The sequence below is a fragment of the Butyrivibrio sp. AD3002 genome (assembly GCF_000420905.1).
In the GTDB taxonomy this organism is placed as follows: Bacteria; Bacillota; Clostridia; order Lachnospirales; family Lachnospiraceae; genus Butyrivibrio.
In genome coordinates this window covers 1-24,899 of sequence record NZ_ATVV01000006.1, presented here as the reverse complement: position 1 = coordinate 24,899, position 24,899 = coordinate 1, and the positions used below count along the sequence as shown (strand labels likewise).

At 43.1% G+C, this 24,899-nt stretch carries 22 protein-coding genes, 6 tRNA genes, 1 rRNA gene and 1 pseudogene; 2 read left to right on the top strand and 28 right to left on the bottom strand.

Annotation, left to right across the window (positions count from 1 at the left end):
- Nucleotides 1–109: 109 nt before the first annotated feature.
- From G596_RS21190 to G596_RS0106010, 12 genes are all read right to left on the bottom strand, one after another.
- Nucleotides 110–826 (bottom strand): YesL family protein, encoded by a 717-nt coding sequence (locus G596_RS21190; protein WP_022760945.1) that lies wholly within the window; start codon nt 824–826, stop codon nt 110–112.
- A 68-nt stretch (nt 827–894) separates the two neighbouring features.
- Nucleotides 895–1,830, bottom strand: coding sequence for an alpha/beta fold hydrolase (locus tag G596_RS0106060; protein WP_022760944.1), 936 nt, complete (start codon nt 1,828–1,830; stop codon nt 895–897).
- A gap of 179 nt (nt 1,831–2,009) precedes the next feature.
- A complete protein-coding gene (gene metG / locus G596_RS0106055) occupies nt 2,010–4,067 on the bottom strand; it encodes a methionine--tRNA ligase (protein WP_022760943.1) in 2,058 nt (685 codons plus the stop codon).
- Between the two features lie 69 nt (nt 4,068–4,136).
- Nucleotides 4,137–5,012, bottom strand: coding sequence for a methionyl aminopeptidase (locus tag G596_RS0106050; RefSeq protein WP_022760942.1), 876 nt, complete (start codon nt 5,010–5,012; stop codon nt 4,137–4,139).
- A 128-nt stretch (nt 5,013–5,140) separates the two neighbouring features.
- Nucleotides 5,141–6,694, bottom strand: a complete 1,554-nt coding sequence (locus G596_RS0106045) for an O-antigen ligase family protein (protein ID WP_022760941.1) — start codon at nt 6,692–6,694, stop codon at nt 5,141–5,143.
- Between the two features lie 105 nt (nt 6,695–6,799).
- Nucleotides 6,800–7,432 carry a hypothetical protein gene (locus tag G596_RS0106040; protein ID WP_022760940.1) on the bottom strand — a complete coding sequence of 211 codons (633 nt, stop codon included), beginning with the start codon at nt 7,430–7,432 and terminating at the stop codon, nt 6,800–6,802.
- Between the two features lie 294 nt (nt 7,433–7,726).
- Entirely contained in the window at nt 7,727–7,966 is a 240-nt protein-coding gene (locus tag G596_RS25180; protein WP_022760939.1) for a hypothetical protein, read from the bottom strand.
- 136 nt (nt 7,967–8,102) lie between these two features.
- Nucleotides 8,103–8,762, bottom strand: coding sequence for a ribulose-phosphate 3-epimerase (gene rpe, locus G596_RS0106030; protein WP_026671219.1), 660 nt, complete (start codon nt 8,760–8,762; stop codon nt 8,103–8,105).
- Nucleotides 8,763–8,843: 81 nt separating this feature from the next.
- On the bottom strand, nt 8,844–9,785 hold the full coding sequence (locus G596_RS0106025; RefSeq protein ID WP_022760937.1) for a transketolase family protein: 942 nt from the start codon (nt 9,783–9,785) through the stop codon (nt 8,844–8,846).
- A 17-nt stretch (nt 9,786–9,802) separates the two neighbouring features.
- Nucleotides 9,803–10,636, bottom strand: a complete 834-nt coding sequence (locus G596_RS0106020) for a transketolase (RefSeq protein ID WP_022760936.1) — start codon at nt 10,634–10,636, stop codon at nt 9,803–9,805.
- Between the two features lie 207 nt (nt 10,637–10,843).
- Complete coding sequence (locus tag G596_RS0106015) at nt 10,844–11,539, bottom strand: L-ribulose-5-phosphate 4-epimerase (protein ID WP_022760935.1); 696 nt, start codon at nt 11,537–11,539, stop codon at nt 10,844–10,846.
- Between the two features lie 11 nt (nt 11,540–11,550).
- On the bottom strand, nt 11,551–13,146 hold the full coding sequence (locus G596_RS0106010) for a xylulokinase (protein WP_022760934.1): 1,596 nt from the start codon (nt 13,144–13,146) through the stop codon (nt 11,551–11,553).
- 333 nt (nt 13,147–13,479) lie between these two features.
- Between G596_RS0106010 and G596_RS0106005 the strand changes: the two genes are divergently transcribed.
- Entirely contained in the window at nt 13,480–14,040 is a 561-nt protein-coding gene (locus tag G596_RS0106005; protein WP_022760933.1) for a hypothetical protein, read from the top strand.
- A gap of 111 nt (nt 14,041–14,151) precedes the next feature.
- On the opposite strand, the gene G596_RS0106000 is transcribed toward G596_RS0106005, so the two are convergent.
- The 8 genes and pseudogenes from G596_RS0106000 to G596_RS21180 all read right to left on the bottom strand — a co-directional run bounded on the left by G596_RS0106000 (nt 14,152) and on the right by G596_RS21180 (nt 21,205).
- Nucleotides 14,152–14,601 (bottom strand): restriction endonuclease, encoded by a 450-nt coding sequence (locus G596_RS0106000; protein WP_026671218.1) that lies wholly within the window; start codon nt 14,599–14,601, stop codon nt 14,152–14,154.
- Between the two features lie 80 nt (nt 14,602–14,681).
- On the bottom strand, nt 14,682–15,539 hold the full coding sequence (rsmI, locus tag G596_RS0105995; RefSeq protein WP_022760931.1) for a 16S rRNA (cytidine(1402)-2'-O)-methyltransferase: 858 nt from the start codon (nt 15,537–15,539) through the stop codon (nt 14,682–14,684).
- A complete protein-coding gene (locus G596_RS0105990; protein ID WP_022760930.1) occupies nt 15,529–16,284 on the bottom strand; it encodes a tRNA1(Val) (adenine(37)-N6)-methyltransferase in 756 nt (251 codons plus the stop codon). Before G596_RS0105990 ends, rsmI begins: the two co-directional genes overlap by 11 nt.
- A gap of 439 nt (nt 16,285–16,723) precedes the next feature.
- Nucleotides 16,724–17,614 (bottom strand): annotated as a pseudogene (locus G596_RS25740) (PSP1 domain-containing protein); the annotation flags it as partial.
- A 3-nt stretch (nt 17,615–17,617) separates the two neighbouring features.
- Complete coding sequence (locus G596_RS0105980) at nt 17,618–18,649, bottom strand: DNA polymerase III subunit (protein ID WP_022760928.1); 1,032 nt, start codon at nt 18,647–18,649, stop codon at nt 17,618–17,620.
- Nucleotides 18,650–18,676: 27 nt separating this feature from the next.
- Entirely contained in the window at nt 18,677–19,117 is a 441-nt protein-coding gene (locus G596_RS0105975; protein WP_022760927.1) for a YaaR family protein, read from the bottom strand.
- Nucleotides 19,118–19,129: 12 nt separating this feature from the next.
- The gene (locus tag G596_RS0105970) at nt 19,130–19,720 is read right to left on the bottom strand and encodes a guanylate kinase (RefSeq protein WP_022760926.1); all 591 of its coding nucleotides are present in this window, start codon (nt 19,718–19,720) and stop codon (nt 19,130–19,132) included.
- A gap of 39 nt (nt 19,721–19,759) precedes the next feature.
- Nucleotides 19,760–21,205 (bottom strand): aminotransferase class I/II-fold pyridoxal phosphate-dependent enzyme, encoded by a 1,446-nt coding sequence (locus tag G596_RS21180; RefSeq protein WP_022760925.1) that lies wholly within the window; start codon nt 21,203–21,205, stop codon nt 19,760–19,762.
- A 244-nt stretch (nt 21,206–21,449) separates the two neighbouring features.
- On the opposite strand from G596_RS21180, the gene pckA reads away from it, so the two are divergent.
- Nucleotides 21,450–23,063: a phosphoenolpyruvate carboxykinase (ATP) gene (pckA, locus tag G596_RS0105960; RefSeq protein ID WP_022760924.1), complete on the top strand. Its 1,614-nt coding sequence runs from the start codon at nt 21,450–21,452 to the stop codon at nt 23,061–23,063.
- Between the two features lie 103 nt (nt 23,064–23,166).
- Here pckA and G596_RS21175 read toward each other — a convergent pair whose 3' ends face one another.
- From G596_RS21175 to G596_RS0105920, 8 genes are all read right to left on the bottom strand, one after another.
- Complete coding sequence (locus G596_RS21175) at nt 23,167–23,724, bottom strand: HD domain-containing protein (protein WP_022760923.1); 558 nt, start codon at nt 23,722–23,724, stop codon at nt 23,167–23,169.
- 192 nt (nt 23,725–23,916) lie between these two features.
- Nucleotides 23,917–23,989: transfer RNA gene (locus G596_RS0105950), tRNA-Phe, on the bottom strand.
- 9 nt (nt 23,990–23,998) lie between these two features.
- A tRNA-Met gene (locus G596_RS0105945) sits at nt 23,999–24,072 on the bottom strand.
- Between the two features lie 13 nt (nt 24,073–24,085).
- Nucleotides 24,086–24,167 (bottom strand) — tRNA-Tyr (locus tag G596_RS0105940).
- Nucleotides 24,168–24,175: 8 nt separating this feature from the next.
- Nucleotides 24,176–24,248: transfer RNA gene (locus G596_RS0105935), tRNA-Thr, on the bottom strand.
- 31 nt (nt 24,249–24,279) lie between these two features.
- Nucleotides 24,280–24,352: transfer RNA gene (locus tag G596_RS0105930), tRNA-Val, on the bottom strand.
- A gap of 27 nt (nt 24,353–24,379) precedes the next feature.
- Nucleotides 24,380–24,453: transfer RNA gene (locus G596_RS0105925), tRNA-Asp, on the bottom strand.
- A gap of 95 nt (nt 24,454–24,548) precedes the next feature.
- A 23S ribosomal RNA gene (locus G596_RS0105920) occupies nt 24,549–24,899 on the bottom strand; the annotation flags it as partial.

The window sequence follows — 24,899 nt, the reverse complement described above, 5'->3', positions numbered from 1 at the left end:
TACAAAGATTTCCTTAATCGTTGTAAAAAATGCTTATTTATAATTTTTTTATAAATTGGTTATGACTATTTGCACAAATAAAGTAAAATCTTATGTGCAAAATGCCTCCTTACTTCTTGTCTCTTGCCTCCTGCAATCTCTTGATCGCAGCCTGAAGCTCCTCGTCGTCCTCATCGTCAAGATGCATCTCATCATCCTTCGGAACCTCAACCTTGGGCTCAAATTTAAGGAACAATCCATTGTAAAGAACCGCCATAAGGAACCCCGGTCCTGTAAATCCGAACATCATCAGAATCGGTATAATTCTAAGTTCGAAGAAATACAAAAGTAACAGCGGAATAAGCGAAATAATTGCCATTGCAACTGTTCTGGGAAGTCCCAGGATCGCAAACATTACTGCATTTTTCAGTGTTCCCCTGACAGGGTTATCGAATCTTGCAAGCAGCGGGAATATGTACAGCGAAACCATATACAGAATAACGGTGATTCCAAACATTATATATGCATAAACCGGAGGAATGGCACCTGCATTATTATATATCCACCAAAAATCCATACCGATAATCGCTGAAATCGCAACGATAATTATCCAAATAATTGTTGCCTGTTTGAAATTCAGTTTGAAGGATTTCCAAAACCCTTTAAGTACATAAGTCTCTTCATTTCTTACTATTTTCAGAAGGACATAATGCATACCCGTAAGGGCTGCTCCACCCGTAAAGGGAACAAGTACAAACAACAAAACCGCAAAATTCAAAATCATGAGATCCGCTACTACATTCAGGACTCTCATAACAGGACTGTCTAAATCAAATATCTTTCCCATAAAATTTCTCCTTTAAAATACAAAAACGCCCAAGCACTACTATAACATGCTTGGGCGAAAATTGTATATTATTTTATTGTTTTCTTAATCCATTCAAGCTGATCTGAAAATACTTTTTCTCTTCCGATCTCCTGCTGAAGCTCATGTCTCATTCCGTCATAGAGCTTGATTTCAAGGTTCTGAAGGCCTATCTGATCCTTCCAGATTCCGTAGAGGTGTTCAACGCTCTTGCCATACTCTCCAACCGGATCTTCCTTACCTGCTGTGAGAAGAATCGGCAGCTTCTTCGGAATATCATCCATCTTGCCAAGATCCTGAACTCTTGAGAGAACCTCGAACAGTGTCTCAAAGCCGTTTACTGTGAATACGAAATTGTCCTTGGGATCATTTTCGTACTTCTTAACGCTCTCCTCATTATGTGAAAGCCAGTCAAACTTGGTCTTCGGGCTTGATATTCTGCTGTTGTAAGCCTTGAAAGCCATATTGTTAAGGAAGTTCGAGCGATGCTTCTCTCCAAAGAAAGCTCCGAGGATTGCGCAAAGCGATTTACCTGATTTAATTGTTCCGGGTGACTGCCAGCCTGTGCCCTGAATAATCGCACCCTGGATACCCGTGCCGTATCTGGTAAGATACTCTCTTGCAACAAAGGAACCAAAGCTGTGTCCCAGAAGGATTACCGGAAGTCCCGGATACTCTTCCTGTGTCATCTTCTTAAGTCTGTGCGCATCACGAAGGATAACCGTCGCGGGATCGTTTTTACAAAAATATCCATAAGGCACTTTAGTTGAAACGGAATCGCCATGTCCAAGGTGATCGTTACCAATAACCATGACTCCGTTATTTGCCATATAATTAGCGAATTCGTCGTAACGGTCGATGTATTCCTGCATACCATGGATGATCTGTAAAATAGCTATGGGTTTCTCATCCGGAATCCATCTAATAGCATGAATAGTAGTCTCGCGGTCTCTAGATTTGTAAGTAAGTTCCTCTTTGCGTGCCATAAAAACCCCCTTATATGCATACAGAATATACCTTCTAGGGATATTTTACCACAATATCGTAAATCCGTATTCTTAAAAATTCGTTAAATTGATAATTTTTTATAAAAAAATGAAAGCCTGTCTCTATTTTGAAACAGGCCTTTCATAATTATCATATTAACTTCATTAAGTAAAGGATATCAGCATATCTCTGCACCTGAAGGCATTGCCTTCTCGGGAGTCATGAGCGCAAGGTTACCCTCCGCATCCTCTGCGCAAAGGAGCATTCCCTCGGACAGCACTCCCGCAAGCTTAGCAGGCTTAAGGTTTACAAGAACCATTACCTTCTTACCAACCATCTCCTCAGGAGAATAGTACTTGCTGATACCTGATACAATCTGCTTGGTCTGGCTTCCGATCTTAACCTGTGAGCAAAGGAGCTTCTTGGACTTCGGAACAGCCTCGCAGGCGATGATCTCACCAACCTGGAACTGAAGCTTCATGAAGTCATCAAAAGTGATCTCATCCTTTGCGGGAATATCGATTCCGCCGTCTGCTGCCGCTTCCTCAGAGCTCTCTTCAGCACCACCTATAACAATGGCGTTAGCTTCCTTGAGCATTCCTGCTTTAGTAAGGTTTTCCTTAGCCTTTTTCTGACTTTCAATGAAGTCAGCTTTCTGCTTCTCAGTTATCTTTGCTGCTTCTGCAAGGACTTCATTAAGGTCCTTTCTGGCAAAGGTCTGCTCGGGAGCATCCGTTACCTTGGTGCCGCTCTCATACATTCCGAAGGTATCAAGTGTATCAAAATCACGGCTCTTAGTGTTAAGCATTCCGAAAATCTTCTCAGCTGTTCTTGGCATGAAGGGCTCAAGAAGGCTTGTTCCGATTGTAATACCTTCAACAAGGTTATAGAGAACGGTTGAAAGTCTGTCTGCCTGAGCCTCATCCTTTGCAAGTGCCCACGGCTCAGTCTCATCAATATATTTATTGCAGCGCTTGAAAACTGTGAAAATCTCTGTAAGAGCATCCGCTACGCGAAGCTCATCCATCTTTTTCTCAACCTTATCATAGGCACCTGTAACAACTGCCTTAAGGTCAGCATCAACGCCTCCCTCTACACCCTTATCTGCCACAACGCCATCAAAGTACTTGTTGGACATAGCAATTGTACGGTTTACAAGGTTACCGAGTGTATTTGCAAGGTCTGAGTTGTAACGCTCAACCATAAGTTCCCAAGTAATGACACCATCATTATCATAAGGCATCTCATGAAGAACAAAGTACTTAACAGGATCAACTCCGAAAAGGCTTACAAGGTCATCAGCATAGATAACGTTACCCTTAGACTTACTCATTTTCTCGCCGCCCTGAAGGAGCCAGGGATGTCCGAACACCTGCTTCGGAAGAGGCTCACCAAGAGCAAGAAGGAAGATAGGCCAATAAATAGTATGGAATCTGATGATATCCTTTCCTATAAGATGGAGGTCCGCAGGCCACCATTTTTTATACTGCTCACTGCTGCCGTCAACATCATAGCCGATACCGGTGATATAGTTTGTGAGCGCATCAAGCCATACATATACAACGTGCTTCTCATCAAAGCTTACAGGAATACCCCACTTGAATGAGGTTCTTGAAACGCACAGATCCTGAAGTCCCGGGAGAAGGAAGTTGTTCATCATCTCATTCTTACGTGAAACCGGCTGAATAAACTCAGGATGGCTGTTGATATGGTCAATGAGCTGCTGCGCATACTTACTCATCTTGAAGAAGTATGCTTCCTCTTCAGCGGGATGAACATCTGATCCGCACTCAGGGCACTTGCCGTCCACAAGCTGAGATTCTGTGTAAAAAGCCTCACACTCTGTGCAGTACATCCCCTTGTAGGATCCCTTATAAATATCTCCCTGGTCATAGAATTTCTTGAAAATCTTCTGAACCTGCTCCACGTGATCCTCATCGGTTGTTCTGATGAAACGGTCATAGGAAGTGTCCATCATATCCCAGAGGCTCTTGATTGTTCCAGCAACACCGTCAACAAATTCCTTGGGGCTGCTGCAGCCTGCCTCGATAGCTCTGGTCTCAATCTTCTGGCCGTGCTCATCCGAGCCTGTCTGGAAGTGAACGTCATAGCCATCCTTCCTCTTATATCTTGCAATAGCATCGGCAAGTACTATCTCGTAGCTGTTGCCGATGTGCGGTTTACCTGATGTGTAAGCAATCGCTGTTGTAATATAATATTTTCCTTTGTTCTGCATTTACCAAAATCTCCTTGTTTTATTGCCTCCCCCTCTGGGGGAAGGTGGCGCGAAGCGCCAGATGAGGGGTCACCAACAAAGTATGTCGCATCCCGTCTCTGTCACCACAATCTCGACTTCCCACTGTGCTGATGGTGAGCCATCCTCTGTATAAACAGTCCAGTCATTATCGGCATCCACAAAGATCTTATCGCCTCCCATATTTATCATAGGCTCAATCGTGAATACCATGCCCGGAACCATGATCATTTCTGTGCCGGGTTTACTTACAAAGCTAACGAACGGTTCCTCATGGAATTCGTTGCCGCAGCCGTGACCACCAATCTCGCGAACCACTGTATATCCGTTCTTCAAAGCGTGCTGATGAACTGCATTTCCCATATCTCCGAGCGGAGTCCATGGAATAACATTCTTAACACCGATCTCAACCGCTTCCTTGGTTACATCTACCAACTTCTTCCACTCCGGATCCACATCTCCGATGCAGAACATTCGTGAAGAATCTGAGAAGTAGCCATTCAGAATCGTTGAGCAGTCTACATTAATTATATCTCCATCCTGTAAAATATCGTCAGGAGAAGGAATTCCGTGGCACACCATATCGTTAATCGAAGTGCACACGCTCTTGGGAAATCCCTCGTAATTAAGAGGAGCTGCAATGCCGCCCATTTTCCTTGTAACATCAGCTACGATATCATCAATATCCTGAGTCGACATACCGGCCTTAATCTTATCAGCGACCTCATCAAGGCAGGCCATATTTATCTTCGCACTTGCCTTAATGCCCTCTATGTCAGCCTCTGTCTTCAAAAGTGAGCGTTTCGGAACAATCTTTCCCGCTCTCTCGAGAGCGATTATCCTGTCATCAAAGCTCTCATGGCAAGTCTTGTACTTCTTGCCGCTTCCGCACCAGCACGGATCGTTTCTGTCCATTTTTTTATACATATCTTATTATCGACCTTTCTACTCCTACCGGTCATTAGTACTTTTTATGAAAAATCAAACCATTCTCATTTTGCCAAAAAGCCACTATCTAGTATGCCTTTTGAAACGATTATTGTCAACGTGACTGCTTATGCTTTCTCTCCTCTTATCTCTGACAGCGCTATCGCAATGAAAATGTACATAAAAGATGTCGCATACACATGCTGGAAAAAGAAGAAGCTGCAGGCAATATAGCCTGAAAGTGAAAGCAATGCCATAAGTGAAAGTCTATGCTTATCCGCTCTTTTCCAAAGAAGTGCAAAGGATGAAACCAGCACTCCGATGTATGTAAGACAGCCGAGGATGCCGTTTTCTATAAGCATGTTAAGGTACTCGTTGTGAGCAACCATCAGTGCAAAGCCCTCATACATCGCCTCTAACCGCGCCTGTAAATCAGGAAAGGACTGCATAAGAGGATTAAAATATCCCTGTCCCATTCCGATCACTTTACGAATAGGCGACATCCTAATGAATCCGGCTATGGAGCACTTCCAGTTCAGGCCTCTGTGAGTTCCCCAGTCATCATCAAAGTTAAGCATTCGAATGTTTGCAAAAGCGCCTGCTTTTTCAGGTGTAGTTGTTACTACTACCATAAGGACTACAGTTACTGCCAAAGCAATAAGCATAAGGCAAACCAGTACTCGAAATGCTATCTCAAGAAGTTTCTTATTCCACTCTTTATTCTTAGTTAACTGCATAATGCCTAAAATTATCAATGAACCTACAATAATAATCAGGCCTATATGCATTTTCAAAAGTGTGTTGACTGCATCCTGTTCATCAACAAATACAAATCTATCATGAAATAGAACAAATACAAAAACGTATACAAACTCTGTAGCTATACCAAATGCCAGGAGAAACTCGGAAAACCTCTTCATCAGTTCCCTTTTCTTCAAGCAAATTCCAAACATAATAAAAAGTTCGAAGAACATTGCCGGTAAAAAGGTATCACTTCCCGCCATCCATGCTCCGGCTATAACCACACAATTCAAGACCAGAATAATATATCTGAAAAGAGGCTTTTCTTCATAAACAAACAATCCAATACCTGCTCCAATCAGCATAACCGTATATATTGTTGCCCAGTTTGTCTGACCCAGTGTGGAAATGAACCCCGGATATTTATTCCCCATATCGATGGGGTAAATGTCAATCCTGTTCAATATAGTAAGTATCCCTGTTAATACAGCTCCTATTGCAGCTGCTATCCATATCAAATACTTATCGGAGTAATAATAGTAAACGAGAAGCATCGAGCCCAAAAACAGAATCTGCGACAGTAATCCCATGTGCCAACTTCCATTCCCTCTCCATGCTATTTTATGGTCAACCGCAAACACCCAGGTTAAGAGATTAAAAATCAGATGAGCGGTTACAAATATGATAGGAAGAATCGGCTTTTTTCTGACATTCTGCGTCTTTTCGCAGGCTGTTTCAACCAAGAAGCACACTAGTCCTGTAATTATCAAAAATGCTGTAGATACCAGTCTATATAATATGTATTTTGAATTTGCAATATCCGAATAGCCATTCTGAAAATATAGCGGCAAAACTACAAACATTACCACCAGATAGTACTTAGTCAGCAGTTCTCCGTATTCATGAATTACCTGCGCAGTTGTTTTGTCCTTCTGTCTCAATCCAAACCTCCCGTAAAACACAATTTCACATCGTTTATTATACCTATGCAAAAAAACACAGGCAAGGATTTCTCCCTGCCTGTGTAATAAGGACTATTGGTTAAATTACTTCTTTACTCTCTTAACCTGTGTTTTCTTGTTGCCTGTCTTCTTAGCTGCAGTATTAAGTGCCTTCTTAATCTTATTGAACTGCTTTGCTTTAGCAACAACCTGAATCTTTGTGAGCTTCTTCAGGCCCTTAACAAAGTTCTTGTCAATGCTCTTCTTTGTAAGCTTAGCGCCATTGACCTTAATAGTCTTAGCCTTTGTTGCGCCCTGGAACATATTAGCTGTAAGCTTCTCAAGCTCAAGTTTTGATACATCAATGCTTGTAGCCTTTGAGCCCTTGAATGTACCCTTCTTGATACTGGTAATCTTATATTCCTTATCACCAACCTTCAATGTTCCGGTCTTAAACTTAACCTTCTTAGCAGTCTTATCAACAGCTGTAAGTGTTACTGTAGCGCCATCACCATTAGACTCGAAATCGCAGCCCTTAAGGTCCGGGTTGTCCTTCTCGTTAAATGATACCTGACCACCAGTTACTTCATCCTGAACAGATGCCTGTCCGTCTGTAACAGCAGCATAAGCAACGATGTTGTCCTCACCTGCAACTGAAGGTGCAATGATGCCTGCAACAGCACCAAAAGCGATTACTGCGGCTAAGTTCATAGCCATAATGTGTTTGTTAAGTTTCATGATAGTATCCCCTTTCGTCTTTTTATAATCACTTTTCTTAGCCTCGGTTTTTTCCGAAGCTGTTTATAAGTATAACTCATATGGATATAATTGCAAGTTAATTGTTGCTTTTTTGTTTCAATTAGTGAATATTCATTTCATTTTTTATAATTCTTTATAATTTTTTTATAAATACAATTATTCAAAATCATCACTACAAATATCAAAAAGGCAGATATTATGCGCATTCGCAAAACATCCGCCTTTCTTTAAGTTGATTTGTATTATAGCATTTCGATAAATTAAATATTACATTTATTTTGAGCCCGATGCCTTGTAGGATTTATGGAGCTGCAAATTTTCGCAATCAGGCGGAGAATTCATAAGCGAATCGTTCCTTACCTTACAGGCTGCATTCCTGCAATCCCTGCATCTATAGCCTGAATGATTGGAATACATTTTCTTACATTCAAGAGAACAGAAAGCATGGTTACTCTCCCTTGCTATGAAAAATCTTCCACAATTCATGCATATATTTCTAACATTGTGCGCCATATCGTTACCCTTACTTTCACAACTGGGTATACTTCCAATATAATTATACGATATATGGCGCAGCAATTCTCGTTATTTAGGGATATTTTAGAAAAAATTAAGGAGTGATGCGGATTATCATCACTCCTTAAAAAACTCATACTATTTCAAATTTTGCCATTAAACTTCTTACATTTTCCTGAATATCACCATTAAATACTGCAGACCCGGCCACAATTACATTTGCACCTGCTTCCAGTGGTACATTAATATTATTCATTGTGACTCCTCCATCTATTTCAACATCTACAGATAACCCTTTTTCTTTAATCAGATCCCTGGCTTCTCGTATTTTATCAGTACATTCATCTATATACTTTTGTCCGCCAAATCCGGGCTCAACCGTCATGACAAGCAGCATATCAATATGTTCGATGTAAGATTTTACTGCTTCTACCGGTGTCTTGGGCTTTATTGCAAGACCTGCTTTTTTTCCGAGACTATGAATCTTATCTATTACTTCTCTGGGATCAGATGCTGCCTCAACATGGAAAGTTATAATATCTGCCCCTGCTTCGGCAAATTGTTCTATATAACGAATAGGCTCTTCTATCATAAGATGAACGTCATAGACTTGATTTGAAGCCTTCCTGATAGATTTAAGAACAGGTAATCCAAAGGATATTGACGGCACAAACAATCCGTCCATTACATCGAAGTGAAGGTACTGTGCGCCTGCCGCCTCAGTTTCCTTTATCTGCTCTCCAAGTATTGTAAAATCCGCCGACAAAATAGATGGTGCAAGAATATTCATGATAGGTGTATTTCCTTCCAAACAAAATAATAACAGCCCACATATATCATATATGCAGGCTGTTAGTCAAATCTCAAATCAGTATTACTTCAAGAATTCTTTTACTGAGTTATATACGCCCTCACCATCAAGGCCGTACTTCTTAACAAGATCTCCTGCAGAACCTGACTCGCCGTACTTATCCTGCATACCGATCTTCTTAACTACTGTAGGACACTCTTCTGAAAGAACATCACATACTGCAGATCCAAGACCGCCGATTACAGAGTGCTCCTCAACAGTTACGACCTTGCCTGTCTTCTTTGCAGTAGCAACAACAAGCTCTCTGTCGATAGGCTTGATTGTGCAGATGTTAATAACCTCTGCGCTGATGCCGTCTGCTGCGAGCTTCTCAGCTGCTTCAAGAGCTGAACCTACGCCAATACCTGTAGCGATAATGCTGACATCTGTTCCCTCGCGAAGAACAGTTCCCTTACCAAGCTCAAACTTGTAATCAGGTCTGTCATTAACGATGGGGCAAGCTGCACGTCCGAAACGGATGTAAACAGGGCCCTCGTGCTCAGCTGCTGCACGTACACAAGCTCTTGCCTCGATATCATCTGCAGGGCACATAACTACCATGCCGGGGATTGTGCGCATAAGAGCAAGGTCCTCGTTACACTGGTGGCTGGCACCGTCTTCACCTACTGTAATTCCGGCATGTGTTCCGCCGATCTTTACGTTGAGATGAGGATATCCTACTGAATTACGAACCTGCTCATAAGCACGTCCTGTTGCAAACATAGCAAATGTGCTGACAAAAGGAATCTTACCTGTTGTAGCAAGTCCTGCTGCAATGCCCATCATGTTGCACTCTGCGATACCGCAGTCGATGTGACGATCCGGGAATTCCTTCTTGAACCAGCCTGTTCTTGTTGCTGCTGCAAGGTCTGCGTCAAGTACTACTACTTTGTCGTTAACCTTTGCAAGCTCTATAAGTTCTTTACCATAGCTGTCTCTGGTAGCTATCTTCTTAACTTCGCTCATTTTAACCTCCAAATCTATTATGCTTCTAATGCTTCGCCGATCTTATTAAGATCTTCCATAGCCTTAGCATACTCTTCATCATTAGGTGCTACACCGTGCCATGAAACCTGGTTCTCCATGAAGGATACGCCCTTACCCTTTATAGAGTGTGCAATAATTGCTGTGGGCTGTCCCTTGGTCTCTCTAGCCTCCTTGAAGGCTGCTCTTATGGCATCAAAATCGTGTGCATCAATATTGATTACATGGAAGTTAAATGCTTCGAACTTCTTATCAATAGGATAAGGTGAGCAAACTTCATCTACAGGTCCGTCAATCTGAAGACCATTGTTATCTACAATAACAACAAGGTTGTCAAGCTTACGGAAGCCGGCAAACATAGCTGCCTCCCAAATCTGACCCTCTTCAATCTCACCGTCGCCGCAAAGTGCGTATGTTCTGTAGTCTTTATTATCAAGCTTTGCAGAAAGTGCCATACCACAAGCAACTGAAACACCCTGTCCAAGTGAACCTGATGACATATCAAGTCCGGGAAGGTACTGCATGCTGGGATGTCCCTGAAGTCTTGAACCAAGCTTACGAAGAGTCTTAAGCTCCTCAACGGGGAAATATCCACGCTGAGCCATTACTGAATAAAGGCCGGGTGCTGTGTGTCCCTTGGAAAGCACGAAACGATCACGATTCTCTGCCTTAGGATCCTTGGGATCAATATTCATCTCCTCAAAATACAGATATGTGTAGATATCTGCTGCTGACAGTGATCCGCCCGGGTGTCCTGCACCTGCTGCGTGAACCGCTGTGACTATGCCCTTACGGACTTCATTTGCAATTTTCTGCAATTCTTTGTTCGTCATAATTCCTCCACTTCCTTTACTTCTGTCTCTCTTTGCGCGCAGAACAGCTTTTTCTACGCGTGCAGTATAAATTTAGCACAATTCGCAATATGTGACTATTCTATTTTTGCGGTTTTTTTGCACTTTCTTGCCTTCCCCTTGGGGGACGATTGTTCTGCGCCGACCGAAGCGGAGCGAAGACAAGGTGCCCGAAGGGCGGATGAGGGGTCATCCCTGGCCATAATATGCATTCGCACCATGTTTTCTGTAGTAGTGCTTATCCTGAAGCTCCTGAGGCGCGGGCTGTACTCTGGGATTAATAACCTCGCATCTGTATGCCATCTTGGCAACTTCTTCTGTTACAACTGCGTTATGAACAGCTTCATGAGCATCCTTACCCCAGGAAAAAACGCCGTGGTTCTTACAAAGTACTGCTGGAACCGCCACCGGATCCTTGCCCATCGCCTCGAACTCGTTTACGATAAGGTGACCGGTGTTCTCCTCGTAGGCATCCTCAATCTCATCCTTTGTAAGGCATCTTACGCAGGGTATCTCACCATAGAAATAATCCGCATGTGTTGTACCATAGCAGGGAATTGATCTTCCTGCCTGTGCCCAGCTTGTAGCATAAGAGGAATGTGTATGAACCACACCACCAACCTCTTTAAATGCCTTATATATCTCCACATGTGTAGGTGTGTCTGAGGAGGGGTTGAGCTTTCCCTCAACCTTATTGCCGTTTAAGTCCATGACAACCATATCATCGGGAGTCATGGTCTCATAATCAACACCACTGGGCTTTATTACGAAAAGCCCTGACTCTCTATCAATCTCACTGACATTTCCCCAGGTAAAAGTTACAAGGCCGTACTTTGGAAGCAGAATGTTTGCTTCGTAGACCTTCTTTTTAAGTTCTTCTAACATCATTTATCTCCTTACAGTAACTTATTAACTGCCGCTCTCTCGATCTCAAGTCCGGCCTTATAGTCATCCATAAATTTATCAAAGCCCTTTACATCCTCAGCTACAGGCTCGCAGGTATCAACTTTTCCGCTCTTAAATACCTTGTTATTGAGGTACTGCTCAAGTGTCTCGCCATCTTCCTTATTAAGCATGAAGCCCGCAAGAATTGCCTGACCCCAAGGGCCGCCCTCTCCTGCTGTCTCCATAAGCTTGATCGGTGTGTCGAGCGCTGCTGCCATAACTCTGTCACCAACGCCTCTGATCTTGAAAAATCCACCCTGACCAAAGAAGAAATCAGCCTTGACGTTCTCTTCCTTCATAAGGATGTCGTTACCTACCTTAAGTGCACCGAGTGCAGTATAAAGGTGTGTTCTCATGAAGTTTGCAAGATTCATCTTTGCATCAGGTCTTCTTACGAACAGCGGTCTTCCTTCGTTGAAGCCTGTGATGCTCTCACCTGAGAAGTAGTTATATGCAAGAAGTCCGCCGCAATCAGCATCTCCCTCCATAGCCTTTCTGTAAAGTGTGCCGTAAAGCTTGTCGTCATCAACGTCCGCTCCTATAGCTCCTGCAAACTCTCTGAAAAGACCTACATATGCGTTGAGGTCTGAAGTACAATTGTTGCAGTGAACCATTGCAACCTGCTCGCCACTGGGAGTGGTTACAAGATCAAGCTCCGGATATGCTTTTGAAAGGTCATGCTCAAGAACTACCATTGAGAAAACAGAGGTTCCAGCTGAGATATTACCGGTTCTTACACCAACAGAGTTTGTTGCAACCATACCTGTTCCTGCATCTCCCTCAGGAGGACATACCGGAATGCCTGCCTCAAGAGTACCTGTAGGATCAAGCTTCTTAGCACCTTCTGCGGTGAGCTTTCCTGCATCTGCTCCTGCGGGAAGTGATTTCGGAATAATATCACGAAGCTTGAAGCCAAAGCCCTTATCAGCGGCAAGTTTATCAAACTGGCCTACCATTTTTTCGTTGTAATCGCATGTTGCTGAATCAATAGGGAACATTCCTGATGCATCACCCACTCCGAGAACCTTCTCTCCTGTGAGCTGCCAATGAATATATCCTGCAAGTGTCGTGAAGAATGTCACGTTCTTTACATGATCCTCTCCATTAAGCATTGCCTGATAGAGGTGAGCAATACTCCATCTCTGAGGAATATGATATCCGAAAAGCTCTGTAAGTTCCTCGGAAGCCTGCTCGGTTATTGTGTTTCTCCAGGTTCTGAAAGGAACCAGAAGATTATCGTCTTTATCAAATGCCATGTATCCGTGCATCATTGCCGAAAAGCCCATGGCACCTACCTTTGTAAGCTTTTCGCCATACTGTTTCTCAACATCTTCGGTAAGCTTTTTATAGCAGTCCTGAAGTCCACCCCAGATATCATCAAGTGTATAAGTCCATATTCCGTTGTCCAGTCTGTTCTCCCATCCGTGAGAACCCTGCGCAATCGGGTTGTTATCCATATCGGTAAGAACCGCTTTGATTCTTGTGGAACCAAATTCTATTCCGAGTAATGTTTTTCCCTCAACAATAGCACTTTTTGCATCTCCCATAATTCTATTCTCCTTTTCCTTTTTTCAATCAGAAGATTCCTCTCCAAGATTCTATCATAGCCGCGATATTATACACGGTCAATGCTATTTGTGTAGGCATTTTGTACAACTTTCTGACGATTTATATGTACAACTTGTTTATTTCAATCCAAATTTCTTTAGCAAATAATAAAATAATCTGAGACTCAGTCCCCATGCCGTATGGCGTTTTTTACATCCTTATTTAATAAATTCTTTATATTATCTAAATGTTATATTTATATCTATACGCTATGATGTTTGGCAGTGACGTAGTTACATCCGAAACTTAATCGTATTAAGGAGGAAATTCAAATGAAGAAAATTGTTTCTTTCGCTTTAGCAGCAGTTATGGTTTGCGCTATGTCTATTTCCGTATGCGCAGCTCCCATGGCTCCCGGCAGATTACTTCCCGGTGAGTATACTAACAACGCAGTTCTTAGCGGACTCTGGCTTGAGACCAATGATTTCGTTCCCGTATCTTCAGGTGTAGGCGACTGCACTATCGAAGGTCAGGAGAAATCCGGCATGACAGCAGATTTATTCCATGTATTTCCTAATTATACAGGAACAGCTCAGTCTGTAGCTGCAGCACATGGTTCAACAATTGTTTGCGCTTTCGGCGTTAAGCTTCCGCCCCTTCTTTCCGGTGGCAGAGTAGTATTACATGTTAAAGATGGTTTTGATATGCCTTCAGATATCGTTGCTGTATCAATGCATGGTGAGAAGTTCAATACTATCGCTGTTGAGAAAGTTAACGACAGACAGATCGCACTCAACCTTAAAGCTTCCGATAACCAGATCTATATCTTCCAGGGTGGCAACCTCGCAGCCGGAACAGAAGAGACATACAAGGATTGCCTTGGATGGAAATAAGCTATATTAGGTAACTTAAGACTAATGAGAACCTAATTATCGGATGTGTAACTATGAAAGAATCGTAAGAAAGGCTGTCGTACCGCTTTTGGTACGACAGCCTTTTTGGTATCATTCCTCCATGGAATCTATATATCCCCTATCCCACAGCATAATCTTCAATTTCTTTGCAAGTTCCACAGCAGGTGCCGTGAAATATTGATTCGTCATTACAACTCCCACCATACAGTCGTAATAATCACGGCCTGCGTAAACTTCCTGAACCGCCTTTACTCCGATGGGTTTATCATAGCACTTGCACTGCACGGCATAGCTGATGCCGTCTTTTTCCGCAAGTATATCCGCTCCGAAATCTCCGCTACCCTTCGTAACTTCAACATCAATAAATCCGTGTGCTTTTAACAGATCCGCACAGTAATACTCAAAGTCATGTCCCTCAAGCTCATCCATCGGAAGAGGGCGATGCCTGCGTATTCGGATTATCAGCAGAAGGACGAGCAGGATTAGTAAGATTACGGCTATTAAAATCGATATAAGTATTATGTTATTATTTATGCTCAAAATGCCTCTCATCCGCCCTTCGGGCACCTTCCCCCAGTGGGGGAAGACATTTTATTCTTCCATCCATTAGAATAATCTATTTAATCCTCCAGGAGCGCCTTGTAGATCTCGCGCTTCCCGACTCCTCTGTCGGCAGCAACCTGCTTCATTGCATCCTTGTGGCTCATGCCTTCATTTTCATAGTAAGCCATGTGATCCTGAAGGCTCATCTTCGACCATTCCTGCCTCTGCTGCCTGTCCAGCTCATCCAGACTTATCCCTTCTATTACAAGAACATATTCCCCGCGGGGCTCATTTTCCTCATAATAAGTAACCGCACCTTCTATCGTGGTTGGCATTATTTCCTCGAAACGTTTCGTTAGCTCCCTGCATACTGTGAGCTTCCTATTACCAAGTGCATCGCTTAAATCATTAAGTGTTCCCCTTAAATGATGGGGTGCTTCATACATAATGATTGTTCTGTGCTCATCCCGGAGCTGCTCGAGAATTCGTCTTCGCTCCTTTTTGTCATCAAGTCCCGGCAAAAATCCTTCGAATACAAATCTTCTGGTGTTAAGGCCAGACAAGGTAAGCGCTGTAATGCAAGCCGCCGGTCCGGGAAGCGAGGTCACTGTAATTCCTGCCTCGTGGCACATGCGCACAAGAACTTCTCCAGGATCCGAAATTGCAGGCGTTCCCGCATCCGTTATGAGAGCAATATCCTTGCCGTCCTGCATCAGACGTATCAGATATTCTGCCTTTTCGACCTTATTATATTCGTGATAGCTCGTCATTTCCGTATGAATATCGAAATGATTGAGCAGTTTTATGCTGTTTCTGGTATCCTCTGCCGCAATAATGTCGACACTGCGAAGTGTCTCAAGTACCCTCTCCGTAATGTCTCCAAGATTCCCTATGGGTGTTGCACAGAGGTATAACATGCCGGTTTTAGAATCCATAATTTTCAACCATCTCTCTACCGTACTTCCCCGGTTCATCGTATATGATAAGCGGCGGATCCACCGAAAGCCTTGGCTTTCCGTCCCTTGCACCTTCTATAAGTACCATACTCGGTTCCTTATCGATATAAGGGTGGACCATCCGTATACGCTTTGGCTCAATCCTGTTTTCCTGCATACAGGCAAGTATCTCCGCAAGCCTGAACGGTCTGTGAACCATAAAAAACTTTCCGCCGGGATGAAGCATTATCTTGGCCGCCCTCATGACGTCCTTCAGGTCACAAAGTACTTCATGCCGGGCTATAGCTTTGGGACTATCAGGATTTGTCAGCCCATGTCCCTTTATCATATAGGGCGGATTTGTTGTTACAACGTCAAAAGAGGCAGGTTCAAATATTTTCTCCGCCTCTTTTATATCTCCGCAAACTATTCGGACACGGTCCTGCAGCTTGTTATAGCAAACGCTCCTTCTTGCCATGTCCGCACTATCCTCTTGTATTTCGAGACCTATCAGCTCCTCTGCATCAGTTTTCGCTGACATCAAAAGTGGAATAATGCCGGTTCCCGTACCAAGGTCAAGAACCCGGTCACCTTTTGTGGCCGTAGCAAATCCCGATAGCAGTACCGCATCCATCCCGAAGCAGAACCTCTCCGGATCCTGGATGATCATTAGCTCATTTCGCTGAAGATCATCAAGTCTCTCTCCGGGTTTTAGGAAAAACTCGTTAGTTTTGCTGTTTTCCATCCGCTCCCTCGCTGCGATTCTGGTTTCTGTTATCTTTTCCGGAATCTCTGTTGCCCTGATTCTTATTGTTTCGGTCTCTATTATTCTGGTTTCTGTTGTCCTGATTCTTACTGCGGTTGTTCTGACCTTTTTTATTGAAATTCTTTTTTCTGTTCTTCTTATCGAAATTTCTCTGGTCTTTATTCGTATTCTGATCTTTATTAGAATTCTGATCTTTGCCAGGATTCTGCTCTTTACTCTGATTTCTGTCAGGTGTGCTTTCCTTATCCTTCACACTATCAGCAGAACCTGCTGCCGAAGCTTCAGAATTATCAGCATTTGCGCGATTTACTTCCTTGTCTGCATCAGCTTCCTTTTTCTGATTTTTCTCCTGAGGAGTATTCTGCTTTCTGTCCTGATTATTATTCTGCTTCTTTGCCTGGGAAGGAGCCTGATTCTTATCCTGCTGCTCCAAAGCCTTTGCAGCCTCTTCGTCTGCATCCTTCTCCTTTGGCTGATTCTGCTTATGCTTCTGCTTCTTTCTCACAAGAGTAAGGTCGTCTACATTGCACTCGTGAACTTCCTTCTCATCATCCACATCAACAAGAATCTTCACTGTCTGTCTGAGGATATTTACACTTGCAACTTCACCCTCAAGTTCATCGCTTGTCTTAACGATATCACCAACTCCGGGCATCTTGCGGTTGAGTTCCTCGTATACATCCTCTTCGTTTTTCAGGCAGCACATAAGTCTTCCGCAAACACCGGAAATCTTTGTCGGATTAAGTGAAAGATTCTGCTCCTTAGCCATTTTTATGGAAACAGGGATAAAATCCGCAAGATAGGAATGGCAGCAAAGCGGTCTGCCGCAGATTCCGTATCCTCCGATTATCTTAGTCTCATCTCTTACACCGATCTGCCTGAGCTCTATTCTGGTCTTAAACTCTGATGCGAGATCCTTTACCAGATCTCTGAAATCGATTCTGCCATCCGCAGTAAAATAAAACAGCACCTTGTTATTATCAAAGGTGTACTCAGCATCTATAAGCTTCATCTCAAGACCATGCTTAATTATCTTTTCCTTGCAGATCCTGAAAGCTTCCTTCTCCCTTGTTCTGTTGCTCTTTTCCTGTTCGTCGTCCTTCTCATTCGCCATGCGAAGTACGGCCTTGAGGGGCTTTGTAACCTCGCTGTCATCAACATCCTTGGGATCGGAAAGTACTGTTCCGTACTCAACTCCCCTCGCTGTCTCAACAATTACATGGTCGCCCTTTTTTATTTCAAAATTACCCGGATCAAAATAATAGATCTTGCCGGCCGTTCTGAATCTTACGCCGATAACCCTGGTCATATATTATAAATTCTCCTTTATATCAAGCATCAGCATCTCAAGGGTCATAAGACTGTTTACATTGGAATGAATCCTGTTTCTGGCCCTGTCAATTGCCTTTAATATATTATCAATTTCCTTATAGGAACATTTTTCCGTAACACTACTAATATACGACAGTTTATCCGCGAAAATCAAGTGATCCGCGCTCCCCTCTGCCTTATACACCAGGATATCTCTGACGTAGAACATAAGCACATCAAGAAAATCGTTTGTTAAAAGTGCATCCGGTTTTTTTTCGCTGCTGCCCTCCGGTGTCAGCAGCAGTTGAAGCCTTGCAATTACATCGCTTATCTGCGCTTTAGGAAGCCTTGCCGTCAGATCTATCGCATCATTTTTCAGCTTTTCAAAACTCTCATCTTCCGCAAGCTGGATTGCCTTTCCCACATTTCCCTGCGCAAAGGACACGGCAAGGTGAGCCTTGTAATCCACAACCTTCCTCTTTTCCATGAGGTATTTTTGTATCAGATCATCTCTCACCGGCTTTATCGGAAATACTATACATCTGCTCAAAATAGTCGGAAGAAACGCATCGATATTGGATGTCAAAATGATGATAGTCGCATAAGCAGGCGGCTCCTCCAGCGTCTTTAGAAGGGCATTCTGGGCCTGCTGCGTCATGAGCTCCCCATCGGGAATAAGATATATTTTGTGATCTGAGTAGGGTTTTATATATACGTCATCGCAAACCTGATCTCTGATCTCATCAACGCCTATTGAAGTTGGCTTTTCATGAGCCACAATTCTGATATCAGGATGTGATCCGCTCTCCGCCTGCTTGCAGTAGTGACACTCCCCGCAATTTTCAATATATCCACCTATTTCTTGCTTGTTTTCACACAGAATCGTTTTTGCAAAGGTCCTTGCTATCATTTTCTTTCCGCTTCCAACATCGCCGGAAATTATGTAGGCGTGGGATATTTTGCCGGTCCTGATAGCATTTTGCATATGCTCTTTTATCTGATCCTGCTCTATTATGTCTGAAAAACGCGCCATCTGCGCTCGTTCCTCCTAAATATATGTTTATGTAAAAATGTCCAGTAGAAGTCCCTGAATCTGGCCTATCTTGGCAAGTATGCTTATATTGTCCTTCTCATCCTTAACGAGCTCCTGAGCCAGTTCATCGAGATTTTCATCCACAAGTCTGATTATTCCGTATACTCTGTGGCGTCCTCGTCTGTCCAGGAAGTTTTCACGTGAAAAGGCGTGGGACCTTGTGACTACTTCATTTAAAAAATCCTTGATAAGGAAGCGGTATCTTTGCATGTCCCTGATATCGTTTTTCTTGGCAATCTGTTTTCCCTGCTGCACGATATCCTGCATCATCAGATTAAGGCGCTCTGCGAGTGCCGAGTCCTCGATCTTACTTGTAAGTGTGAACTTAAAATCCCCGCTCACCTCCTGCTGAGGCTGTGTCTGTTGGACCTGTGAAGTTGGTTGAACATTGTCAATCCTTATATCCATAATATGTCCTCATCACTTTTCAGATGAGATAAAGCTCTCAATCTCATCAAGGCAGACTTCCAGTTCTCCGTCATTGTCGAAGGTTCTGTCTATCCCCGCACCCTTAAGCCTCTCATCCGAATAATCCGCTTTATCCGCAAGGAATCTTCTGCACATCTCATCGTATTTGGGCTCTTCCTGCTTTAGCTCTCTCTTCATGGCTCTCTGCATTATCATGCCGTCACTAACATTTATCATCAGCGGCACGACATTCTGCTCACCAAAGTACTCCCTGATTGAGACATACATATCTACTGTCCCAATCATGAGGTAATTTCCCTCACTTAGATCTATCTGTCCGTCATCCACCGTGAAATAGTGCCAGGGTCCGTACATTGTGTTGTAAGTACGTTCCTCTATTATTTTACGGTCTTCTTTGTATTTTTCATAACGCTCTATGCTGCAAAAATAATACTGAACTCCGTCCATTTCCTTTTCGCGCATTGGCCTTGTAGTGTAAATAATAACCTTTTTAAGATCGAGCTTTCCTCGCTCCAAAAGCTTTTTATATATTGTATCTTTTCCACACGAGCTCCTGCCCATGATCAAATAAATCTTGCCCATTTTATGTCTTTTCCCAATTTTATTTTTTCAGAAAAAATGTTACATCGGCGCCACAACCTTTACGGTCCTTTCTCCCTTTGCTGAGATCTTCACACCCTGAACATTTCTTCCATCATTAATATATTCTCCGATTTTCCGAACGAGCTCTTTATCAATGGCTTCTCCCGGTATCACCAGGGGTATTCCAGGAGGATATAGATTGATGAAGTCTCCCGCAATCCTTCCGGCCGCCCTTGTTAAATCAACTTCCTCCATATCGCCATCCCACGCCTTATAGAAAGGAATTACTGTTTTCGGAAGTTCTGTCGACCCGCTACTCTGTTCAATATTTTCCTTTTTGTCTTTTTTGTTCCGAGCACTCCCTAAACAATTACTTTTTTCATTCTCTATCCTGGTGTCCAGTTCTTTTACCGCTTCTATAAGCCTTGAAATTCCATCTTCGGTATCATATCCCGTTATTATAGCTAGTGCATAAGTATCACCGGCCATCTCCGGCTGCAATTTATATTCTAATCGAAGTATATCATATATCCATTGTCCCGTAATAGCGCAGTCAGCAGAGCATATGAGTACCTTCCCTGGATCCTGTCGTTTTGAAAAATGAGGAATCCTTATCCATGTCAGATCTGCTGTTTCCTCCTCAATCCTTTTTCTGAAATATATCAGCCTTTCAAGCACTTCCTTACCATTGTCATTAATGTCATTTATACAGGAATCTATCGATGCCATCAGCACATATGAAGGACTGCTCGTCTGATATATTCTTAAAAATCTTCTAAGTTTTTCACGGTCTACTCTGTCACCCTTCACATGAATAAGTGCTGTCTGAGTCATTGCCGCCAATGTCTTGTGAAGGCTATGTATCACTATATCCGCGCCTTCGGTCACGGAGCTTTCTGGCAGCTTTTTATAAAGTCCGAAATGCGCCCCATGAGCTTCATCAACCACCAGGATTGCCCCATTTTTATGTGTAATCTGTGCTATTTTCTTTACATCAGACACCATGCCTTCATAGGTTGGCGAAGTTATAAAAACAGCCTTTATTCCAGGGTTTTTATCAAAAGCATCTTCGATATCCTTCGGGTTAACCAGACCTTCCGGATCCGGTAGGATATATGTGACATCCAGTTCACGAAGGTAGACTGCATGATAAAAGGATTTATGGGCATTCCTTCCTGCTATGATTTTCTCACCCCTGCCTGCAACCGCAGAAATCGCCGCCAATACTCCGCTTGAACTTCCGTTTACAAGAAAATGCGTTTCATCTGCTCCGTATAGAGCGTTAGCACGCTCCTCCGCCCTTAGAATAATTCCGTCTGCATCATGGAGATTGTCGTAGTCATCAATCTCGGTAATATCAATATCCATATATCTTGCCATCTCGCCTGCGCCCGGGTTTCTTTTATGTCCCGGCATGTGAAATGGGTACAAATCACTGTTTTTTAAATTTTCAAGGCAATCTCTTAGACTCTCTTCTTTTTTCATATACACTTCCATCTTCTGTTTAGAAATTCAATGTCTTTGAGAGGTATTTCTCTTACAAATATGATACTTTATCTGTTTTATGTATTCAAACCCGCCTTTTTCTTAGATAATTTCTGAACGTTTTGTTAAATTTATAGCAATTTTATATTATTTTTACCTAAATGTATTGTATAATAAGTTTTGGAGCGTTTATCTGTTCTTTACAAACAGATATCACAATAGAAAAAGAAAAGGAGTTAAAGAAATGGCAGAAATCAATTTAACAAAGTATGGCATTACAGGCACAACTGAGATCGTGCACAACCCTTCTTACGAAACACTTTACGAAGAAGAGAAGAAGGCCGGTCTTGAGGGATTCGAAGTAGGTCAGGATACTGAACTCGGTGCTGTTAATGTTATGACAGGTATCTACACAGGACGTTCTCCTAAAGATAAGTACATCGTTATGGATTCCAACTCAAAGGATACCGTTTGGTGGACATCTGACGAGTATAAGAACGACAACCATCCCATGAGCGAAGAAGTATGGGCTACAGTTAAGGATATCGCTAAGAAAGAGCTTTGCGACAAGAGACTTTTCGTTGTTGATGCATTCTGCGGTGCTAACAAGGATTCCCGTATGGCAGTTCGTTTCATCGTTGAGGTTGCTTGGCAGGCTCACTTCATTAAGAATATGTTCATCGTTCCTACAGATGAAGAGCTTGCTTCTTTCGAGCCTGATTTCGTTGTTTACAACGCATCAAAAGCTAAGGTTGACAACTACAAAGAACTCGGCCTTAACTCCGAGACTTGCGTAGCATTCAATATCACAAGCCGTGAGCAGGTTATCATCAACACATGGTACGGCGGAGAAATGAAGAAGGGTATGTTCTCAATGATGAACTACTACCTTCCTCTTAAGGGCATTGCTTCCATGCACTGCTCAGCTAATACTGATATGGAAGGTAAGAACACTGCTATCTTCTTCGGTCTTTCAGGAACAGGTAAGACAACTCTTTCAACAGATCCTAAGAGACTTCTTATCGGTGATGATGAGCACGGCTGGGACGACAACGGAGTATTCAACTTCGAGGGCGGCTGCTATGCTAAGGTTATCGGTCTTGATAAGGACGCTGAGCCCGACATCTACAACGCAATCAAGAGAGATGCTCTTCTTGAGAACGTAACAGTTGATGCAAATGGTAAGATCGACTTTGATGATAAGAGCGTTACAGAGAACACTCGTGTATCTTATCCTATCAGCCACATCAGCAACATCGCTTCAAAAGTTAACAAGATTTCTGCTGGTCCTGATGCTCAGAACGTTATCTTCCTTTCAGCTGATGCATTTGGAGTACTTCCTCCTGTATCAATCCTTACACCTGAGCAGACTCAGTACTACTTCCTGTCAGGCTTCACAGCTAAGCTTGCTGGTACAGAGCGTGGCATCACAGAGCCCACTCCTACATTCTCAGCTTGCTTCGGTCAGGCATTCCTTGAGCTTCATCCTACAAAGTATGGTGAAGAGCTCGTTAAAAAGATGCAGAAGTCTGGTGCTAAGGCCTACCTTGTTAACACAGGTTGGAACGGCACAGGCAAGCGTATCTCCATTAAGGATACTCGTGGAATCATCGATGCAATCCTTAACGGCGATGTAAACAAGGCTGAGACAAAGAAGATCCCGATCTTCGATTTCGAAGTTCCTACATCACTTCCGGGTGTTGATCCTGCAATTCTTGATCCTCGTGATACATATGCAGATGCTTCTGAATGGGAAGCAAAGGCAAAGGATCTTGCAGAGAGATTCACAAAGAACTTCAAGAAGTATGAAGGCAATGATGCAGGTAAAGCTCTTGTAGCAGCTGGTCCTAAGATTTGATCTTAATCTCAAAATAAAATAATTAAAGCGTCGGCTTGAATGTCGGCGCTTTTTATTTGCTTATTATTGTAAACGATATAATCATTAAAGTTATGAATATGATTTATAGTCTCTCTATATCCTGAGCCGGTAAATCAATGTGTCTGGCTCTTATCTTTGCTTTATGAAGTCCAAAGGTCTCCATAGCTGAACAATACTTATCAGCCATCGTAACAATCCAAGCTTCCCTACACATAGGCGGTATTACCGTTAATGGCCACATATGCTTCTTTATGATGTCCTTTTCACGTTCAGATAATACGAAGTCCCTACTTGCGTTTTTAAGGGCCGTAGAGGGGTGAAAAAAGCCATGAAGCTTAGGATGTACGTTACCCTTATCTTTGCCGTCCTTATGCCAGTCATAAAGGAAATAATCGTGTAACAGAGCTCCCCTTACCAGGTCTCTCTCATTGCACTTCGCATGAATGAATCTATTGATTCTAATTGCCCTCTCAGCAACACTTAGACTGTGATCATAAACAGACATGTCTCCATGCTGGATAAAATGCTTGGTCTTGTGGAACTTATGAGATTCAAGAATATCATTACCGTGTTTTGCTAAAACCTCTCTGACATGCTTGCGCCTCTCCTCAATAAACCTGTGCTTCTCTTCTCTTGTCATATATGATAAATCCTAACTCTTAATACCTAAAATCAAAGATGCTCATCCCAGCTTCAGCAAATAAAAGCTACGGCCTCTTGCCTTACTATATTGCTTAAAACAAGAATATACATCTGTACTTCTCACGGATTGTATTATACGGCATAACCGGGAAAAATAAAACTGAAAAAAGAATAAAATTAATAAAAAAGATGCCTAGACTCGGAATCGAACCAAGGACACGAGGATTTTCAGTCCTCTGCTCTACCAACTGAGCTATCTAGGCAAATTTGAGTAGCGGGGACAGGATTTGAACCTATGACCTTCGGGTTATGAGCCCGACGAGCTTCCAGACTGCTCCACCCCGCGATATTAAGTTGAATGGATGGCGGTGGATTCGAACCACCGAAGCAATTTGCAGCAGATTTACAGTCTGTCCCCTTTGGCCACTCGGGAAGCCATCCATATAAAGAGCCGATGAGCGGACTCGAACCGTTAACCTGCTGATTACAAATCAGCTGCTCTGCCAATTGAGCCACATCGGCTTACTTCTGAAAAATGTCTTTTCAGAAATAGTGGGGCCTATAGGGCTCGAACCTATGACCCTCTGCTTGTAAGGCAGATGCTCTCCCAGCTGAGCTAAGACCCCAGATTTCACAAATATTAGATTGTTGAACGACCCGAAGGGGGTTCGAACCCCTGACCTCCGCCGTGACAGGGCGGCGCTCTAACCAGCTGAGCCACCGGGCCAGATCTTCGTCTGTACCTTCAAAACCGAACACTGAAATGATACTACATCGCTTACAGAAAATCAACTACTTTTTTTGTTCTATATCCATATTTTTTTGGACAAGCCCTCGACCTATTAGTACACATCAGCTGAACATGTTACCATGCTTACACCTTGTGCCTATCTACCTCATAGTCTCTAAGGGGTCTTACTGCCGAAGCAGGGATATCTCATCTTGAGGGGGGCTTCACGCTTAGATGCCTTCAGCGTTTATCCCTTCCGGACTTGGCTACCCAGCCTTATGCATCTGGCGATGCAGCTGATACACCAGCGGTCCGTCCATCCCGGTCCTCTCGTACTAAGGACAGCTCCTCTCAGATATCCTACGCCCGCGCCGGATAGGGACCGAACTGTCTCACGACGTTCTGAACCCAGCTCGCGTACCGCTTTAATGGGCGAACAGCCC

Coding starts and splice junctions, on each gene's coding strand:
- G596_RS21190 (WP_022760945.1), bottom strand. CDS start 826: ATGGGAAAGATATTTGATTTAGACAGTCCTGTTATGAGAGTCCTGAAT.
- G596_RS0106060 (WP_022760944.1), bottom strand. CDS start 1,830: ATGGCACGCAAAGAGGAACTTACTTACAAATCTAGAGACCGCGAGACT.
- metG (WP_022760943.1), bottom strand. CDS start 4,067: ATGCAGAACAAAGGAAAATATTATATTACAACAGCGATTGCTTACACA.
- G596_RS0106050 (WP_022760942.1), bottom strand. CDS start 5,012: ATGTATAAAAAAATGGACAGAAACGATCCGTGCTGGTGCGGAAGCGGC.
- G596_RS0106040 (WP_022760940.1), bottom strand. CDS start 7,432: ATGAAACTTAACAAACACATTATGGCTATGAACTTAGCCGCAGTAATC.
- G596_RS25180 (WP_022760939.1), bottom strand. CDS start 7,966: ATGGCGCACAATGTTAGAAATATATGCATGAATTGTGGAAGATTTTTC.
- G596_RS0106025 (WP_022760937.1), bottom strand. CDS start 9,785: ATGAGCGAAGTTAAGAAGATAGCTACCAGAGACAGCTATGGTAAAGAA.
- G596_RS0106020 (WP_022760936.1), bottom strand. CDS start 10,636: ATGACGAACAAAGAATTGCAGAAAATTGCAAATGAAGTCCGTAAGGGC.
- G596_RS0106015 (WP_022760935.1), bottom strand. CDS start 11,539: ATGTTAGAAGAACTTAAAAAGAAGGTCTACGAAGCAAACATTCTGCTT.
- G596_RS0106010 (WP_022760934.1), bottom strand. CDS start 13,146: ATGGGAGATGCAAAAAGTGCTATTGTTGAGGGAAAAACATTACTCGGA.
- G596_RS0106005 (WP_022760933.1), top strand. CDS start 13,480: ATGAAGAAAATTGTTTCTTTCGCTTTAGCAGCAGTTATGGTTTGCGCT.
- rsmI (WP_022760931.1), bottom strand. CDS start 15,539: ATGGATTCTAAAACCGGCATGTTATACCTCTGTGCAACACCCATAGGG.
- G596_RS0105990 (WP_022760930.1), bottom strand. CDS start 16,284: ATGGAAAACAGCAAAACTAACGAGTTTTTCCTAAAACCCGGAGAGAGA.
- G596_RS0105980 (WP_022760928.1), bottom strand. CDS start 18,649: ATGGCGCGTTTTTCAGACATAATAGAGCAGGATCAGATAAAAGAGCAT.
- G596_RS0105975 (WP_022760927.1), bottom strand. CDS start 19,117: ATGGATATAAGGATTGACAATGTTCAACCAACTTCACAGGTCCAACAG.
- G596_RS0105970 (WP_022760926.1), bottom strand. CDS start 19,720: ATGGGCAAGATTTATTTGATCATGGGCAGGAGCTCGTGTGGAAAAGAT.
- G596_RS21180 (WP_022760925.1), bottom strand. CDS start 21,205: ATGAAAAAAGAAGAGAGTCTAAGAGATTGCCTTGAAAATTTAAAAAAC.
- pckA (WP_022760924.1), top strand. CDS start 21,450: ATGGCAGAAATCAATTTAACAAAGTATGGCATTACAGGCACAACTGAG.
- G596_RS21175 (WP_022760923.1), bottom strand. CDS start 23,724: ATGACAAGAGAAGAGAAGCACAGGTTTATTGAGGAGAGGCGCAAGCAT.